Source organism: Phormidium sp. FACHB-1136, from assembly GCF_014697375.1.
Lineage (GTDB): Bacteria > Cyanobacteriota > Cyanobacteriia > Phormidesmidales > Phormidesmidaceae > Nodosilinea.
Map to the genome: position 1 here is coordinate 64842 of NZ_JACJRS010000011.1, position 15729 is coordinate 80570.

The following is a 15729-nucleotide window of genomic DNA, read 5'->3' on the forward strand; positions in this document are numbered from 1 at the left end:
TAGTCTTCTTAAAATAGAACACTCCTATTTTAGGAAGGTTACTTATGTGAACGTGCTATTTAATACGTTGCCGCCATGTCTTTTAAAGAAACTTTAGCTAATTTGGTTTTTACTCCTCCTGCCCCAAGACCATCATCTGAATCCTAGCCAGCCGGGTTCTGAGTCTGGCCCAAGCTCGGTAGGTATCGGCCTTTTGGCGGTCTAGCTGGGAGAGGTGGCCTAGGTAGGTCACACTGTCGATGCGGTCACTGAATCGGTAGTCCACCTCCAGCAGACGGTGTTGAACGGTGGCGCGACGGGCGATTTCCTGGGAAATCTGAAACTCTCGGCGGGTCGCATCAAACTCTAGGATCTCCAGCATCACCTGTTCCCGTAGCGTTTCCGCCATTTTGCGTTTCTCCTGCTCGATCTGCGTCACCTTCACCTGAAGGTCACTAATGGCTAGGGTCGTCTGCTGGGCACGGGTATTGGTATTGGTTACGCCACGTAGGAGGGGCATTCCAATCAAGCTAAGGATTTCGTTGATGGAACTTAGGGGATTGGTAAAAAGGCCAAACAGGTTGTCGAGGAAACCACGGCCTGAAGATTGGTCAAACTGGAGGTAGCGGGATAGGAGGGGATCGAAGATGTCGATCTGCACGGCCTGTTGATTGAGGTCACGGGCCTCGTCGATGCGCTGCTCAATGACATCAATGCGCTCCTGAATCACCGTCAGGGCTAGGTTATTCTCCACCGCCATGCTCTGTAGTTGGGCAATACATTCTGTGGTGGGGTCGAGGCAGGGCAAGTCCCCCATCATCGCCGCCCAAAGGTCAGCATTGATCTGGGTCTGAATCAGCAGGTCGAGGTTATCGCCAATAGGATTGAGGGGATTGTCATCGAGTTGGTAGAACTCATCGGGGTGGGAAATCTGGGGGCTGTCTTCCCCTAGGGCTTCTTCATCTAGGGATTCCTCATCCTCTACGAACTCATCCTCTAGGGGTTCTTCGTCAAAGACCTCTTCTTCCTCAGTCTCCTGGGCCTGGACTGGGCAGGGGTTGAATCCCGGCAGCAGCAGGGCCAGGGCTAACGCTACCCCCAATGGCCAGCGTAATTTCCACCGTGAGGCGGTTGTCACTTTGCCCCAACCATTTGACCCGGCGAATCGTACCAGCATAGGGACTCCTTACCGTTGACAGGTCTGATAGCTTGGTGTTGATGGTTTCAATTTGGGCCTGAAGCTGGGCCTCTTGAAAGGTCTTCTCCCGGCGCTGCTGCTCCGCCTGCTGACGCTGTTGATTGAGGGCAAGGCGTTGTTGGTTGGCCTCCTCCGCCCGTCGCGCCATGGCAAGGGAATGTTCATACTCCTGATGGGCGCGTTGCTCCTGGGCCTGCTTGAGGGCGGCTTTGGCGAGTTCGAGGTCACGGTAAAGCCCCTCCAAAATGCGGTCTTCATGCTCGCGCATGGCCGGGGGCACATCGGAGGGAGGCATGGTAGAGAGTAGGTCAATCTTGCGCTTTTGCAGGTCGATACGGTCTTCAATGGCGGCGATGTGGGCTTCCTCCGTGCCGTAGAACACTGGGGGTAGGCCCGCTACTGGGGGCACGGGTAATGGCTCTGGGGGGTCAAGCACCTGCTGGGCCTGGATGCGCTGTAGGGAAAGCTGGGTCTGCTCAAGCTGGGTCTGTAGGGCCGTGCGCTCACGGGTACGGTCGGCCAACACATCCCCCACCGCCACAGCGTCCCCCTGCCGTACCTTCAGGTCATCGGGTTCACTGAGCGTCAGAGTAAAGGTCAACACCCGTGGCTGGGTCGTCACCGGGGGCGTAGTGACGAGCTGCGGCTGCTCTGGAAGGGGGGCCGGATCTTGTCCCTGGCTGGGTTCTGTTCGCGTTAGCCACAGTGCCATCATTATCCCCAGAACATTCACCACACCCAGGAAGACTAGGAAAAGGGAGCCTTCGTAGCGGGGTTTGGGGTGGGTCATGCCTTCACTTTGACAATGACGCTGCCCTGGAGAATCCAAAACTCTTGGAGTAGAGCGACGATCTCTTGGGGATGAGCATTTTGTAACTCAATTTGGCCACTACCCATCCGAATCGTAGGATAAGTTTCAAGATTGGCCGGGGGTGGCACCTCCAGGAGGTCATCAATGAGAAGGCTACCGCTGATGTAGGCGTTCTGGGGAACGGTAGCCAGCCACTCTAGGACACCCACCTCTTGGAGGCTAAAGAACTGGGCCGCGACATTCACGGGATCTCCCAACCTAGCCTTGACTCGGTTAGGGCGGATCTGGGCATCGTTGCTCTGACCAATCTTGTATAGGCGTCCGGTATCTACGTCTTCGGCAATCACCTCATTGGTGCCAGCCTCTAGCACCTCATAGCTGCCGCTGACCGATTGGCGGGTGTAGGTATGGATACCCTCGATGTCGATGTAGACCCGTTGGCTAGCTCCATGCTTATGAAAGAGGCCCGCTGCCGTGGCGGTGTCATTGAAGAACGTCCTAGCTACGCTCTCAGAGAGTCCCCCGGCGCTGGTGAGGTTGACGCTAATGATGGTGAGTATCATGGCGGTAGACAGCACCCAATATTCCCCAGGGCTGTGGGTATCCAGTCTCGCCCTAGGGTTGCCAGGAATCACCAGCCTTGCGGGGTTAGGGTAGAACGCTTCAACACCGGACTTGGTGAAGGCATCGGCAAACCAGCCCACAAAGTAGCCCAGCACAATGGCCCCAAAGAAGGCAGGGTTAATCCACAGCAGGGGAGCGGCTAATCCCGCCACAAGGCCCGTGGCCATGAAGGAATGGGTCAACGACCGATGGGGAAACCGTTGCTCTAGGAAGTTGGTGATGGGCCAAATTAAGCGACCTGAGAAGCTTTCCGTGGTGTCGATGTCGGGCAACTGGGAGGCCACGGCGGCGGTGGCTAACACATAGGGATCTGCGGTGCCTAACCCGATGGCTGTAGCAGCTACCGCCAGGGTGGCGTGGGTCACACTCATCATGTCTGAGCACTACCTTGAAGGAATGGGTAAACAGGGGGTGCTGTCCTGACAGGGGGGACAATAGCTCGATAAAGCCGTGACCTGGCGGGACTGACCACAGGGCGGGAACCCCTCTCCCAGCAGATCAATCATCCGCATAGCTTCGTCCCGCTGGTCTGTCTCCAGTAGGTAGCGAAAGAGGCCCATGTATTCCTGTAGCTGAAATTTAGATAGGGTCATCGGCCTAGGCGGGTAGATTTGCGGTTGAGGGAATAGAACAGGGTTCTCAAGGTCAGGGCAAGCAGGGTGGTCACCCCCCCGACGATGTACAGCGCCTTATCCCCTAGGCCAATGCCGATGAACCGGACAATGCCGATGGCGCTAAGGCTGGCAATCAGGAAGGGCGTACCGTCGATGTACTGCCGATGGTCGGTACTCATCTCTTCCCCAATACCCAATAGTTCCTCATGCACCACCCGTTTTGCTAGGGCTGGGTTGCCCCCCACCCGCTGCTGTAGGTCAGCAAACTTAGCGGGGTTGATGGCCATCCCCTGAGCCGTCGCCTCGGCATACATCAGGGTTCTGATTTGGTCAGGCGTCAGGGGTTCTAACTCCATCCTGGGCAGCTTGAGAAACACATCCCTTGCCGGGGGCCGATCCGCCAACAGCAGCAGCAGTCCTTTCCCCCGTAGCAACTCCTCCATCCAGTAGCGCAAACTCGCGGGCCAACGGTGGGCATCATCGGCAATCAGCAGTCGCCGTCCACCGTTCATGTCCTGGGCAATCTCCACCCGCAGTTGATCCGCTGTGAGGGGCTTAGGGCGTTCATCAGAGGTTTCCGTGGGCACCCCCAACGCTTCAGCGATGGCAATCAGGGTTTGTTTGGCACTGCCAGAGTAGGACGCCATAGCAATGCGGTACTCACTCCCTAACCGCTTAGCCACCTCTAACCCCAGCACACTTTTCCCGCTGCCCGATTCCCCCAGCACCAGCAGGGATTGTCCCTTCAGCAGTGAACTCAGAATTTGGGCGATGTCTTCCTCTCGGAACTCCACCACTAGGGCGCTACCGTCACGAGTCGGGGGCTTGGGGGTGGGCCTGGGTTGGGGATTACCTAGGCCGCCTGTGTCCCGCTTTGACTGCGCCACTGGTGCATGATCCGGCTGGCGATCTCGGCGGGGTTGGTCTTTGGGTGGGTGGCCTCCCGCACCCCCTGGACTTTGCCCTGTAGCTCCGGTGTCAAGTCGTCAAAGGTCATCTGCTGGGCCAACTGCGCCACCACCAGATCCCCCATCGCCATGTGGTGAGCCGCTAACTCCTGGGCCTTGCGAATCAGATGCTCTAGCTGAGAGGGGTCTGTACTGTCCGATGGACTGTCCTGCGACCAGGGCGCATCACTGCCCCCTAGCCCCGATCCATCAGCCGTCGCTAGGGCCATTTCGTCAAACCCCTCTATCTTCCCCGTCTGTTGGACGTGTGCCCGTAGTGCCCGAATCCGATCCGCCTGGTCTGGTTCTAGGTACGCCTTCCCCTCACTGTCCCGTGATGCCTTGATATTGAGGTGCTTCAGGTAGGCATAGTAGGCGTCCTTCTTGATGCCCAATTCGTCCATCAGGTCATCGGGCCGCACCTGGCACACGACCATCGCATTCTGGTCAGGCTGGGTGTCTACAGCCGAATTCGGGTCTGACATAAAACTAAATTTTTTTTAGGGAACGTACATATTATGGGAAACCTAGGGAATTAAAGGGTTCCGGCACACTACCCGAATTCTGGCTAAGTCAAGGAAGATTCCATTTACAATGAATTTGCTATTGGCTGTCTGTTCCTCGACGAAATGACAGAGTTTAAGCGCGACGTCCTGGAATTTTTGCGCCAGCCCCTAGAGGATGGCTACGTCACTATCACTCGCACTCGGCAATCGGTGGTGTTTCCGGCCCAGTTCACCCTCATTGCCAGCACTAACCCCTGCCCTTGTGGCTTCTATGGCGATTCTGTGCAGCCCTGCACCTGCTCTCCGCGCAACCGCGAAAATTACTGGTCTCGTCTGTCTGGGCCGCTGATGGATCGCATCGACCTGCAAGTGGTCGTGAGCCGCATCAAGCCCGAAGAAATGACCCAGCACCAGCCCGGAGAAGCGTCGGAGGTGGTGCGAGAACGGGTACAAAACGCCCGCCAACGCGCCCACGACCGCTTTAAGGCCGAACCCAAGCTGCAATGCAACGCCGATATGCAAAGCCGCCACCTAAAGGACTGGTGCCCCCTCGACGACACCAGCCGCACCCTGTTGGAGGGAGCCGTGCGCAAACTGGGCCTCTCCGCCCGCGCCACCGACCGCATTCTGAAGGTGGGCCGCACCATCGCCGACCTAGATGGGGCCGAACACCTACAAACCCACCATATCGCGGAGGCCATTCAGTACCGCACTATTGATCGAATGCAATAGGCCGCCAAGTCCCTCGCCCAAGTTTGCTAAGCTGACGAAGGCCAATGTTTCGCCTAAAATCGGCCTAGTTGGCCCCCTTCGCCCTAAAAACCTTGGAGATGCCATGGACGTTAGCGCCGCCGTTGCCCATGCCGCCGGACAACCCCTCACCATCGAAACGATTCAGCTAGAGGGGCCACGGGCGGGGGAAGTGTTGGTGGAAATTAAGGCCACGGGCCTCTGCCACACCGATGCCTACACCCTGTCAGGCAAGGATCCCGAAGGTTTGTTCCCCGCCGTGCTAGGCCATGAGGGGGCGGGGGTTGTCGTCGAGGTTGGCCCTGAGGTTCACAGCCTGAAGCCTGGGGATCATGTGATCCCGCTCTACGTGCCGGAATGTCGTCAGTGTGAGTATTGCCTCAGCCTTAAAACCAATCTCTGCCAAGCCATTCGCGGCACCCAGGGGCGAGGGTTGATGCCGGACGGCACCAGCCGCTTTTCCCTCAATGGCCAGCCCCTCTTTCACTACATGGGCACCTCCACCTTCGCCAACTACACCGTCGTGCCCGAAATTACCCTGGCCAAAATCCGCCCCGACGCGCCCTTTGATAAGGTCTGCTACATCGGCTGCGGCGTCACCACGGGCATTGGTGCGGTGATCAACACGGCTAAGGTGGAGCCAGGGGCCAACGTTGTGGTCTTCGGCCTGGGCGGTATTGGCCTGAATGTGATCCAAGGTTGCCGCATGGTGGGGGCCAACAAAATCATCGGCGTGGATGTGAACCCCAAGAAAAAAGCCCTGGCTGAAAAATTTGGCATGACCCACTTCGTCAACCCCAGGGAAGTGGAAGGCGACCTCGTGCCCTACCTGGTCGATCTCACCGGGGGCGGAGCCGACTACAGCTTTGAATGCGTGGGCAACGTCAACCTGATGCGGCAGGCGCTAGAGTGCTGCCATAAGGGCTGGGGGGTCAGCGTCATCGTGGGCGTGGCGGGAGCGGGCGAAGAAATCAGCACCCGACCCTTCCAACTGGTGACGGGCCGCGTGTGGAAGGGCACCGCCTTTGGGGGAGCCAGGGGCCGCACCGATGTGCCCAAAATTGTGGACTGGTACATGGACGGCAAAATCAACATCGACGACCTGATCACCCACGTCATTCCCCTAGAGGACATCAACCACGGGTTTGACCTCATGCACGAAGGCGAAAGCATCCGCACCGTAGTGACGTTTTAGAGATCTAGCCTAGAAAAACGGTTTCTCAATTCAATGCCTTGGCAGGGAGGAGGTGAGGGCTGCGGGGACGTTGCGATCTACTGAGGCTAATCATCTCTGAGCGCAATCAGTTTTTCATCGAGTTCGGCGAGGTAGGGTTTGGCTACATCGTCGGGGAGAAGGCCCTTTAAAATGGCGTCATTGAGGGCACCTTTTTCGGCCAAAAACAGGCGGCGATAGATGCCATCGAGGTAGGCGGGGTCGGTGGGCTGGCCCGATTTCTGGGCCATGCGTTGGTTATAGAGGTTCCGCAAATCGGTTTCGGAGGCGGCGATGCGGGCTTGGTAGGCGGCGTAGAGTTCTTCGTAGAGAAACTTGGGCAGGCTACCCACTTGTACTAGGTCTCGCAGTTCTGCTTGGGCGGCCTTGGCGGTGATGAGGTTCAGTTGAAGCGCTTCTACCCGCTGGCGCAGGGGCGAAATTTGGGATAGTTTCAGTTGCTTAACCAGCCAGGGCAGGGCCAGACCTTGGCCAATCAGCGACACTAGCACGGTGCTAAAGACGAGGGTAATGACCGGACTGCGGTCGGGCAGGGTAAGGGGCAAACTGAGGGCCATGGCCATGGATAGCGACCCTTTGACATTGCCTACAATCAACACATGCTGCCAGCGCAGGGGCAGGGGACGATCAACAAAGCGCAGCAGCCACAGGAGGGGATAAATCGAAAAAATGCGGCCCATTTGGTAGGCCACAATGGCAAACAGGGCGGCGGGAATGGTGGCGAGCAAAACACGCGGGTCTACCTCAATTCCGACGAGCAAAAAGATGAAGGTATTGACCCCAAATCCGGCGTATTCCCAGAAGTTTAAGAGCGTGACTTTGATGGTGCCAGAGGTGTTGCGAAAGGCCAGGTTGCCGATGACGAGGCCCGCAATGACAACGGCAATGGCGCTAGACACCCCTAATATCTGTCCGATTTGGAAGGTTCCTAACGAAACCGCCATGGTCAGCAGGGTGTTACTCAGGGCGTCATCCAACTGGCGAAACAACCCCACACAGAGGTAGCCCAGCCCCAGCCCCAGCAGCCCACCCCCCACAAAGGCAATGAAAAACTGCTGCACCACCTGACTGGCGGTAAAACTGCCCTGGGTGTGGATAGTGGTGATGATACCCACCAGCACCAGCGCCACCCCATCGTTAAACAGGCTCTCGCCTTCGACAATGGTGGCCAATCGTCGGGGCACGGGCACCGTCCGAAAGGCCGCAATCACCGACACCGTATCGGTGATCGTCAGGATCACCGCCGCCGCACTGGCCGTAATCCACACGAACCCAAGACCGCCCCGCAGCAGCACCGTGGTAATCGCAGCCGAAAGGATCACCCCCGGCCCCGCCAGCAACAAAATCGGCTTGATGGTACTCCGCAAACGGCTGATGTCGGTGTTGATGGCCGCTTCAAAAATCAAGATCGGCAAAAACAGGTTCAGAATCACATCAGGGTTGAGCCCCACCGCCGGAGACAGCAACTCTTTGGGAATGGCCAACCCCGCCAACACCAAGCCAATCACATAGGGAATTCGCAGCCAGCGCGTTACCAGCGTCGTTAGCGTAGCCACCAACAGCAGCACAATCAGGGTGCTCACCAATCCGGCAAAGGCTTCGTTTGCCGGAACGAGGGTAGGGGCGGGGGAAAGTTGCAATGACCAAACCGGGGACAGGATGGGCGTCATGGGGGGTACTCAACGCAGATCATGACAGCATCACCGTTAAGGGTAGCGCCAATGGTGACCGAACCCTGGGTGATCAGACGTTGAATCTAGCCGATTCGGGCCAGCCGATTGGGGTGAGGATGGCGGTGAACCCAAAAGGTTACAGAGGGGAACGTGATCGCCGCCAGTTGAACCAGTTTTCGGCCCAGTCTCGCCGTCGGTTGCCCGGTTGCCAGCGCTGCTGTTGCCAAGCCGCCACCATCTGTTCCAGGATTTCGCTGTGGCTGTGGGGCAGGGCCGACCATCGATCCCACTGGTGAAGGTGCTGATGGTTTTGCATCATCCCGGCCACGGTTTGAATCAGGTCTTGGGTGTAGGATCCCCAAATCTGTGCCCCCAGCAGTCGGCCATTGCGATGCACCACCCAACGGCACAGCCCGGTCGTCTCCCCTGCTAGATGGGTGGCCAGGGTATCCCCCAGGTTAATTTGCAGGACTAGAGCCTCAGATCCAAACCAGTGTTGGGCCTGGGTCGCGGTCATACCCACGCGCCCTAGGGCGGGCTGCATGGGCAACAGGCTAGGGCGGTGGAACTGGGTGAGGCGGCGATAGGGCAGATACAGGGCGTTTCGCACCGCAATGGACACATCCTGAAAATCTGTGGCGGTGGCCCAATAGCCCCCCAGGGCAGGCCCACAGGCAAAGACGCGGGGGTGAAGCGTACTGAGCCGATCATCCACCGGAATGCCCTGATCGTGGGGCCGCAGACCGAGGGCGGCTAGGTTCAAGCTTGCTGTGGCAGGGGTTTGGGCGGTACCGAGGATGAGGTGTTGACCCTGGAGGGTGGTGGCGTCGTCTAGGGTGACCTGAAATTCGCCGTCGTAGGTCACCGCCATCGGTCGCTGCCCCATCCGCACCGTCACGCCCGACGCCCGGAGCAGTTGTTCGCCAAACCGAGACAGATCCGCATCCTCCGTGGGCAACAGCCGTTCCCCCCGGCTCAGCAACGTGACCGAACGGCCTAGGCGAGCTAGGGTTTGGGCCAGGGCAATCGCCGCCGGACTACGGCCCAGAATAATGGCACTGGTGGGGAGATCGTCCCAGGTAATCAGATCATCCAGGCAGCGGTAGGGGGTATCGGCCAAGCCAGGAATGGCGGGTATTGTCGTCTGGGTGGGGGGGCAGAGCACATAGCCCCTCGCCCGTAGGGAACGGTCGGCGGTGGTAAACACGAGTTTAGGCCGGGTGCGTCCTAGTCCGTGCAGTTGTCGATGAAACTGCCCCTGGGCCGTGATACCATCCACCCCCATCGCCGCCAAAGCAGAGGGCGAGAGGGAAACCGCCGCCAGTTCCATGGCCAACTGGATGCGCCGTCGCAGCGTAGCCCAGTCGGTCTCCAGGGCGGGCTGGGTTGAACCCTGGGGCGGGCCAAATCCTCCGTTTGCGGTCTGGGCCAAAATTTGTAGCCCCACCTGGGCTCCGAGGATGCGATCAACTTGGCCCGGTGGCTCTACTAGGGCTACCCGCGCCCCCTCCCGTGCCGCCAACGCCGCCGCCCGCCGCCCCTGCACCGTACCTCCCACCACCAGCAGATCGTAATCAACGCGCATTATCACCGCTCCTAGGTTCATCCCCGGCTCATCCCCTTAGAATTGTGGCAGTCAACCCGGTCTTACGGTCGGGAAATGTTGATTTAACCCCCATTGGCCATGGCAAATTTCGGGAAAAATGCTCCAACTCAGCGCCTGTTGATCACAGGGGCGAGCGGCTTTTTGGGTGGGCCATTGAGCCAGCTTGCCCAGGCCCAGTGGCAGGTGGAGGGCCTCTACCATCGGCATCCCATCGAGATCCCAGGGGCGACCTGCCACCGCCTAGACCTCACGGATGCCCAGGCGGTGACGGCTTGGTTTGAGCAGTGGTTACCGGATGCGGTGATCCATACAGCGGCGATCTCCCAGCCCAATCGTTGCGAACAGGATCCCGATCTGTCCTACGCCATCAACGTGCAGGCCAGCGAGACCCTAGCCACCCTCTGCCGCAAGGCTCACATTCCCCTGGTGTTCACCTCCACGGAGCAAGTCTTTGACGGCCAAGCCGCCCCCTACGACGAAACCGCCTCCCCCAACCCCATCAACACCTACGGACACCACAAACTCGAGGCCGAACAACGCATTTGGGCCATCTACCCCGCTGCCACCCTCTGTCGCCTGCCCCTGCTCTATGGCCCCCCTAGCCCCCATGGCACTTGCTTTTTGCAGGATTTCTTGGCTCGTTTACGGGCTGGTCAGCCCATTTCCCTGTTTATTGACGAATACCGTACCCCCGCCTACGTGGAGGACGTGGCCGCTGGGCTGCTTTTGGCCCTAAATCACCCCGGCACCCTGCTGCACCTGGGTGGCCCAGAACGCCTCAGCCGCTACGACTTTGGTCTGCGCATGGCCGAGGTCTTTGACTTGAAGGCCCACCTCATCCAACCCTGTCGCCAAGCCGATGTTGCCATGGCCGCCATCCGCCCCGCCGATGTGTCCTCCAATAGTCAGCGGGCTATGGCCCTGGGCTACCAACCCAGGACCATTGCGGCTGGCCTAATTGCCACTCGCCAGCGAGAATCTGCCTAATCCGAAATCTGGCTTGCTGACCCCAGATATCAGCGGGCGAAAAGCCCTCGCCCCTTGTATATCCCCTTGGTGTTGGCGGCGCTCCATCGCTGGAGCGGTCAACAAAGGGCGTCCATTGCTCCAACCCATCGCCCTATTCACCGTTTGCTCAAATGTGTCATTCAAATAGCCGAAAATAGGGATACCGGACGGGAACTCCTGGTTCTTTTTCCAGGGTGAAGTTGATCACGGCCCACTGGGGATCATCGTCTTCTGAGGGGCTAAATTCTACGGGTAGGCCGTAGAGTTTGGGGGCTACCGATGCATCGGCCTGACCGCGCCAGGGGGAGTTGCGTTCTAGGTAGCCGTTGACCAAGTCTTTATAGCGCTCGGCGATGATTACTCGTGTGGCCCGATACCCTTGGGTGTAGAGGCGATCTAGGGCTTCGTGGATTTCAAAGCGAATGCCGTCGGGATGGGTATGTTGGCGATACCAGTCGCCCTCCCACTGTCGCCAGTGCCGTCCTGATTGCAAGTGTACGAGGTCTTTAGTGTCGGGGTTGGCCTCAAAGGCTCCGTGGCGGGTGCAGAGGTAGGTATCCGTCAGGGTGAGGGCTGGGATCGTCTGGCGACAGTGAGGGCACTGAATTTCTGGGCCGTAGATGGGGTATTGCAGGGCGGAATTAACCATTGGGCAGAAACCAGACACTTCCTCTAGAGAGCTGATCAATCGCGATGCTGTAGCCGTATTATACCGTTGGGATTCGGCGGACTCCGTAGCCAACATGGCTGAGAAAAGGCTAAATTCCCTAAAACTCTGGAAAATCTCTCCCTTAGCTTGGCTTTATCCAATCAGGCGGCATGGCAAAGTAACTCGGTCAAGGTATTGCAGAGAGGGCGAGGGACTTTAACGTACTCAACGTCATCTTGTGATGGCTGAAAAAGCCGGGAAACCCATAGCGGGAGCCCCCTAGATAGTATCGGCCAACGGCCAAGACTGGACGCTTTATTCATTGGATTACTCTAAGAGGGGGTTTCAGTCGGGATCTTGGGCTGAAAGAAGGACACCCCCGCTGCCGCCACCATAATTAGGGCAATGGCGACGATCATCTGCGCTGTTAGGGTTTCGCCCAGGCCCACAAAGCTGATGGTGGAGGCAATGGCGGGCTCTAGGCTGAGCAGTACCCCAAACACATTTACGGGCAAGCGACGCAGAGCGGCCATTTCTAAGGAATAGGGCAGGGCCGAGGCCAACACCGCTACCCCTAGGCCCAGGGCCAGAATGTCCGGGGACAGCATCGTCCAGCCATCCGCCGCCAGCCCCAAGGGCAGCAACGCCAGCCCCCCCACCGCCATCGACAGGGCCAACCCCTCTCCCCCCTGAAAGATACGCCCCATCCGAGCCGACAGCACAATATAGCCCCCCCAGGCCACCCCCGCCAGCAGGGCAAAGGCCACCCCCCAGGGGTCGAGGTTATCGGTGCGCAGGGGCGACAGCAACACCACCCCCACGGCAGCGAGGGCCACCCACAATCCATCAATCCAACGGCGGGAATACAGCAACGCCACCAGCAGCGGCCCAGAGAACTCAATCGCCACCGCCACCCCGGTGGGAATGCGGGCAATGGACAGGTAGAACAGGCTGTTCATGATCGCCAGGGACAGGCCAAACAAAACCAGCAGACGATAAGCCGCCGGAGTATGGCCCCGTAGCCGAGGTCGCCGCCAAATCATCAGCACCACCGCCGCCAGCCCCACCCGCAGCGTCACCATGCCCAACGGCCCCACCTGCCCAAACAAGCTCTTGGCGAGGGTAGCTCCTATCTGAATCGAGACCATCGACCCAATCACCAAAAACGGAGCAGGTAGCCAAGCAAACAGCGAAGACAGCAGACGCAGCATGGAGGATCGAAGGAGGGTAGGTGATGGGGACAGAGGCCCGTTAACTGAGGCCCGTTAACAGACGCCCTTTAAAGGCATAACTCCCGACCCAGGGGGCCAGGAGTTGCTTCAGTATACGAGGTTCAGCTAGGAGGTGGAGTTCTGTATAGCAGACGGTTTAGCTGGGCGAGCCCAGTGCTTGGCTGACCCGCCCCCATCATTCCCCAAACGGTTCCCTGGATCTGTATTCAAACGGAAGAAAATCTAAATTTTTACATTTCTTTTTCTATTTTGTGCGTAACTTCACGATCCTAGGGCCATACTTCCACGGAATAACTCTTGGCCTTAACCTTCCGACAACTTCAGAACCCCTCTCCCCAAGGGAGAGAGGCAGGGGTGAGGACGAAGGCCATGGCAAAGGGATAGTCATTTCTATGGAACACGCTTAATCTCCAGATGACCCGATAGGGATCACCCTGGCGCGATAGATCAGGCAATCCCCATGCCAGTAGCCCACATGGCGCACCTGTACGGCTTCCCCCGGTTGCGTAGAACGTTCCGGCTGGTGAAGTTGCGGATCGTAGGGCACCGTTTCCCCCACGGCACCAATGGGCTGCACCGACCAGGTTTGCAGCAACGCCTGGAGGGGACGGGTGAGGGGAAGGATTTTGCTGGCCTGTAGATCGGGCTTTTGTTGCGCTGCCTGCACGGCATTGGGCCACATCAACAGCCAAGATTCAATCACCGTGAGGGCTTCCCGCTGCACCTGTTGTCGAATCGTCTGCTCTTGACTGGCCATCTGTTGCCGCAGTCGCTCATACTCCTGGCGTAGGGCGGCGATGGTGGCGGTTGAGTCGGTTGAGCCGGAACTAGGCGTTGGGGCTAGGGCTGGGGTTGAGGCTGAGGTCGAGGCTAGGGCTGGGGTTAAGTCTGGGGCTGAGTCTGGAGAGGCCGCTGAATCGGCAAACTGAGCGATCAAATCAGCCACGGATACCCCTAAGGCTTGGCTAATCCGTTGCACCTGTTCTAGACGCATTTTCCCAATCTGCCCCCGTCGCAGTGGATTGAGACTGGAGCGCGACAGCCCCGTCTGCTGGCTCAGGGCGCGGTAGCTGGGGATGTGGGCCTGGGTCATCCGTTGCCTTAGGGAGGCATCGTAGGGGAAGGGCTGGGGGGCTGGGGGAGTCGCCATGATGACAGCAGAATATACGGCTGATAGACTATCAGGCTGACAGACTATCAGGTATTAGGACTGAATGCGCTGGAAGCGACGCCCAAAGGGAAAGAGTGCCACCACAATCAGTTTGACGTGTTGTTTGGCAAAGGGCAGACCAATAATGGTAATGGCCAGAATGGCGGCGTGAACCAGGTGGGCAAGGGCAATTTCCCAACCCACAAAGATCATCCACAGCACATTCAGGATGATATTCAGGACGCCGTTTGGGTTTTCGTCCTCCACAATCTCGCGGCCAAAGGGGGTCATGGTGGCGGTGCCCAGTTTGATCGCTTGCAGGCCAAAGGGAATGCCGATGATGGTGAGGCAAAGCAGCAGACCACCTAGGATGTAGCCCAAACCCGTCAGGAATCCCCCGAAAATGAGCCAGATGATATTACCGAATAAACTCATGGTTGGGGAACCTCTTAAATAACGACATGGTAAGGCGTAGTCGCCTACAGGATAACCAATGGCCTATCTGGTGTCATAAAGTCTCTGGCTTGTTGGCCAGCCCCTAGGGCAGCGCGGCGGTGGATAGGGCGGATGTCGGTCGCACCGCCGGGGAGGGTTCGAGCTTGATCATGTCGAAGGTGTCTCCAAGGGCCGCTATCAGGGTTTGGCGGGTGTGGTCGTGGGCTTGGCGTTCGCTGTGGAGGGACTGGTTCAACTGTTGGCAGCGCTGCACCAAGGCCGTGAGTTGCCCTTGAAGGCTCGACATTGAACCCGCCTGTTCTAGCCCCTCGGCTAGGGTTTGGGCTTCGGCCTGGGCAAGCTTCTGTTCCTCTAGGCGCTGGATCAGGTCGGCGATTTGGGCCTGATACTGTTCGGCCTCTTGGCGGCGTTGGCGGGCTTCATTTTCGTAGAGCCGTCGCCAGTTGGCGGCGCTGTTGTGGGCTTGGTCGCGTTCGCGGCGGGTATCGGCCAATTGGCGCTGAAGGGTGCGCACCTCGGCAATCCACTGGGTTAGGTCTTGGCTCATTCCGGCAACCCTAGTCTAGGACGGTATCGCCGCCCAGTATAGCGAGCCTTGCGGAATCTGCACCGCTAACCTAAGCGAAGGAGTAGATCTCCCTTAGCAGGGGCTTGGCCCTCACCCCCAGCCCCTCTCCCAGAATGGAGAGGCAGGGTGGTTTCATACCAATAAAGAAAAAATGTAATGGATCCGGTTGGCCCAATCTCTGAGGGCTTGGGGCACGGTTCGCCAGCCTTGTCGTCGGGCCAGGGTAATGGCAAAGGTGTTGAAAATACTCCAGGTGACGGGGGCATGGCCGCCCCGGCGGGGTGGGTAATCCTCCTCAAAGGTGACATCTTTGACCCAGTGCAAGCCGTTCTCAATCTGCCAATGCTGTTGACTGGCGTGGAGGAGGTCGGTCGCGCTCCAGGGGGCGCTGCCGAGGTAGTAGACCGTTTCGGAAAAGGGTTTCTGGTCACGTTCGCTGCTGCGGTGAACCACCCCGACCCAGGCGAGAGGCGACATGAATCTCACTGGCCTTGGCATTCTCCATCCGCCGCAGATGGATCACCCCCAGATGACGTTCATACAGCGAGACTATCGTCGTAAAGTTCTGCTCCGCCGTCTGTCCCCCAACGCGGGTACAGCGCAGGCTTTTGCCATCTATCGACATCAACGCTCCACAGGCCAGCGGTAACGTGGCGATGGCCCAGGCATTGAACCCCTCCACCCACCCCTGAGAATCCACCGCCAACGACGTTCGGCGAAACGT

General features: G+C 58.6%; 16 protein-coding genes and 2 pseudogenes. 3 read left to right on the plus strand and 15 right to left on the minus strand.

Features of this window, described 5'->3' with window-relative positions:
- Window positions 1-109 precede the first annotated feature (109 nt).
- Genes H6G62_RS05555 through H6G62_RS05580 form a run of 6 tightly spaced genes read right to left on the minus strand, consistent with a single transcriptional unit; the run spans window position 110 to window position 4658 of the window.
- The gene (locus H6G62_RS05555) at window positions 110-1117 is read right to left on the minus strand and encodes a hypothetical protein (RefSeq protein ID WP_190493125.1); all 1008 of its coding nucleotides are present in this window, start codon (window positions 1115-1117) and stop codon (window positions 110-112) included.
- A complete protein-coding gene (locus H6G62_RS05560; RefSeq protein WP_190493126.1) occupies window positions 1008-1967 on the minus strand; it encodes a hypothetical protein in 960 nt (319 codons plus the stop codon). The genes H6G62_RS05555 and H6G62_RS05560 overlap by 110 nt, the downstream gene beginning before the upstream one ends.
- The gene (locus H6G62_RS05565; protein ID WP_190493127.1) at window positions 1964-2986 is read right to left on the minus strand and encodes a metal-dependent hydrolase; all 1023 of its coding nucleotides are present in this window, start codon (window positions 2984-2986) and stop codon (window positions 1964-1966) included. The genes H6G62_RS05560 and H6G62_RS05565 overlap by 4 nt, the downstream gene beginning before the upstream one ends.
- Before the next feature lie 9 nt (window positions 2987-2995).
- Complete coding sequence (locus tag H6G62_RS05570; RefSeq protein WP_190493128.1) at window positions 2996-3205, minus strand: hypothetical protein; 210 nt, start codon at window positions 3203-3205, stop codon at window positions 2996-2998.
- Window positions 3202-4113 carry an ATP-binding protein gene (locus tag H6G62_RS05575; protein WP_190493129.1) on the minus strand — a complete coding sequence of 304 codons (912 nt, stop codon included), beginning with the start codon at window positions 4111-4113 and terminating at the stop codon, window positions 3202-3204. Before H6G62_RS05575 ends, H6G62_RS05570 begins: the two co-directional genes overlap by 4 nt.
- Window positions 4080-4658, minus strand: coding sequence for a hypothetical protein (locus tag H6G62_RS05580; RefSeq protein ID WP_190493130.1), 579 nt, complete (start codon window positions 4656-4658; stop codon window positions 4080-4082). Before H6G62_RS05580 ends, H6G62_RS05575 begins: the two co-directional genes overlap by 34 nt.
- A gap of 129 nt (window positions 4659-4787) precedes the next feature.
- Here H6G62_RS05580 and H6G62_RS05585 point away from each other — a divergent pair.
- Both H6G62_RS05585 and H6G62_RS05590 read left to right on the plus strand, forming a co-directional pair.
- A pseudogene (locus H6G62_RS05585) lies at window positions 4788-5411 on the plus strand (ATP-binding protein); the annotation flags it as partial.
- 103 nt (window positions 5412-5514) lie between these two features.
- On the plus strand, window positions 5515-6624 hold the full coding sequence (locus tag H6G62_RS05590) for an S-(hydroxymethyl)glutathione dehydrogenase/class III alcohol dehydrogenase (RefSeq protein ID WP_190493131.1): 1110 nt from the start codon (window positions 5515-5517) through the stop codon (window positions 6622-6624).
- 86 nt (window positions 6625-6710) lie between these two features.
- Here H6G62_RS05590 and H6G62_RS05595 read toward each other — a convergent pair whose 3' ends face one another.
- Together H6G62_RS05595 and H6G62_RS05600 are read right to left on the minus strand one after the other, a co-directional pair.
- On the minus strand, window positions 6711-8333 hold the full coding sequence (locus H6G62_RS05595) for a sodium:proton antiporter (protein ID WP_190493132.1): 1623 nt from the start codon (window positions 8331-8333) through the stop codon (window positions 6711-6713).
- A gap of 139 nt (window positions 8334-8472) precedes the next feature.
- On the minus strand, window positions 8473-9921 hold the full coding sequence (locus H6G62_RS05600; RefSeq protein ID WP_190493133.1) for an FAD-dependent oxidoreductase: 1449 nt from the start codon (window positions 9919-9921) through the stop codon (window positions 8473-8475).
- Window positions 9922-10020: 99 nt separating this feature from the next.
- On the opposite strand from H6G62_RS05600, the gene H6G62_RS05605 reads away from it, so the two are divergent.
- Window positions 10021-10929 carry an NAD(P)-dependent oxidoreductase gene (locus H6G62_RS05605; RefSeq protein ID WP_190493134.1) on the plus strand — a complete coding sequence of 303 codons (909 nt, stop codon included), beginning with the start codon at window positions 10021-10023 and terminating at the stop codon, window positions 10927-10929.
- A 157-nt stretch (window positions 10930-11086) separates the two neighbouring features.
- On the opposite strand, the gene H6G62_RS05610 is transcribed toward H6G62_RS05605, so the two are convergent.
- From H6G62_RS05610 to H6G62_RS05640, 7 genes and pseudogenes are all read right to left on the minus strand, one after another.
- Entirely contained in the window at window positions 11087-11599 is a 513-nt protein-coding gene (locus tag H6G62_RS05610; protein WP_190493135.1) for a TIGR02652 family protein, read from the minus strand.
- Between the two features lie 332 nt (window positions 11600-11931).
- Window positions 11932-12810, minus strand: a complete 879-nt coding sequence (locus tag H6G62_RS05615) for an EamA family transporter (RefSeq protein ID WP_190493136.1) — start codon at window positions 12808-12810, stop codon at window positions 11932-11934.
- A gap of 424 nt (window positions 12811-13234) precedes the next feature.
- Window positions 13235-13981: a helix-turn-helix domain-containing protein gene (locus tag H6G62_RS05620; protein WP_190493137.1), complete on the minus strand. Its 747-nt coding sequence runs from the start codon at window positions 13979-13981 to the stop codon at window positions 13235-13237.
- Between the two features lie 54 nt (window positions 13982-14035).
- The gene (locus H6G62_RS05625) at window positions 14036-14416 is read right to left on the minus strand and encodes a YccF domain-containing protein (RefSeq protein WP_190493138.1); all 381 of its coding nucleotides are present in this window, start codon (window positions 14414-14416) and stop codon (window positions 14036-14038) included.
- 103 nt (window positions 14417-14519) lie between these two features.
- Window positions 14520-14984: a hypothetical protein gene (locus H6G62_RS05630; RefSeq protein ID WP_190493139.1), complete on the minus strand. Its 465-nt coding sequence runs from the start codon at window positions 14982-14984 to the stop codon at window positions 14520-14522.
- A gap of 153 nt (window positions 14985-15137) precedes the next feature.
- Entirely contained in the window at window positions 15138-15482 is a 345-nt protein-coding gene (locus H6G62_RS05635; RefSeq protein ID WP_190493140.1) for an ISAs1 family transposase, read from the minus strand.
- Window positions 15433-15729, minus strand: a pseudogene (locus H6G62_RS05640) (hypothetical protein); the annotation flags it as partial. The gene H6G62_RS05635 and the pseudogene H6G62_RS05640, both read right to left, overlap by 50 nt.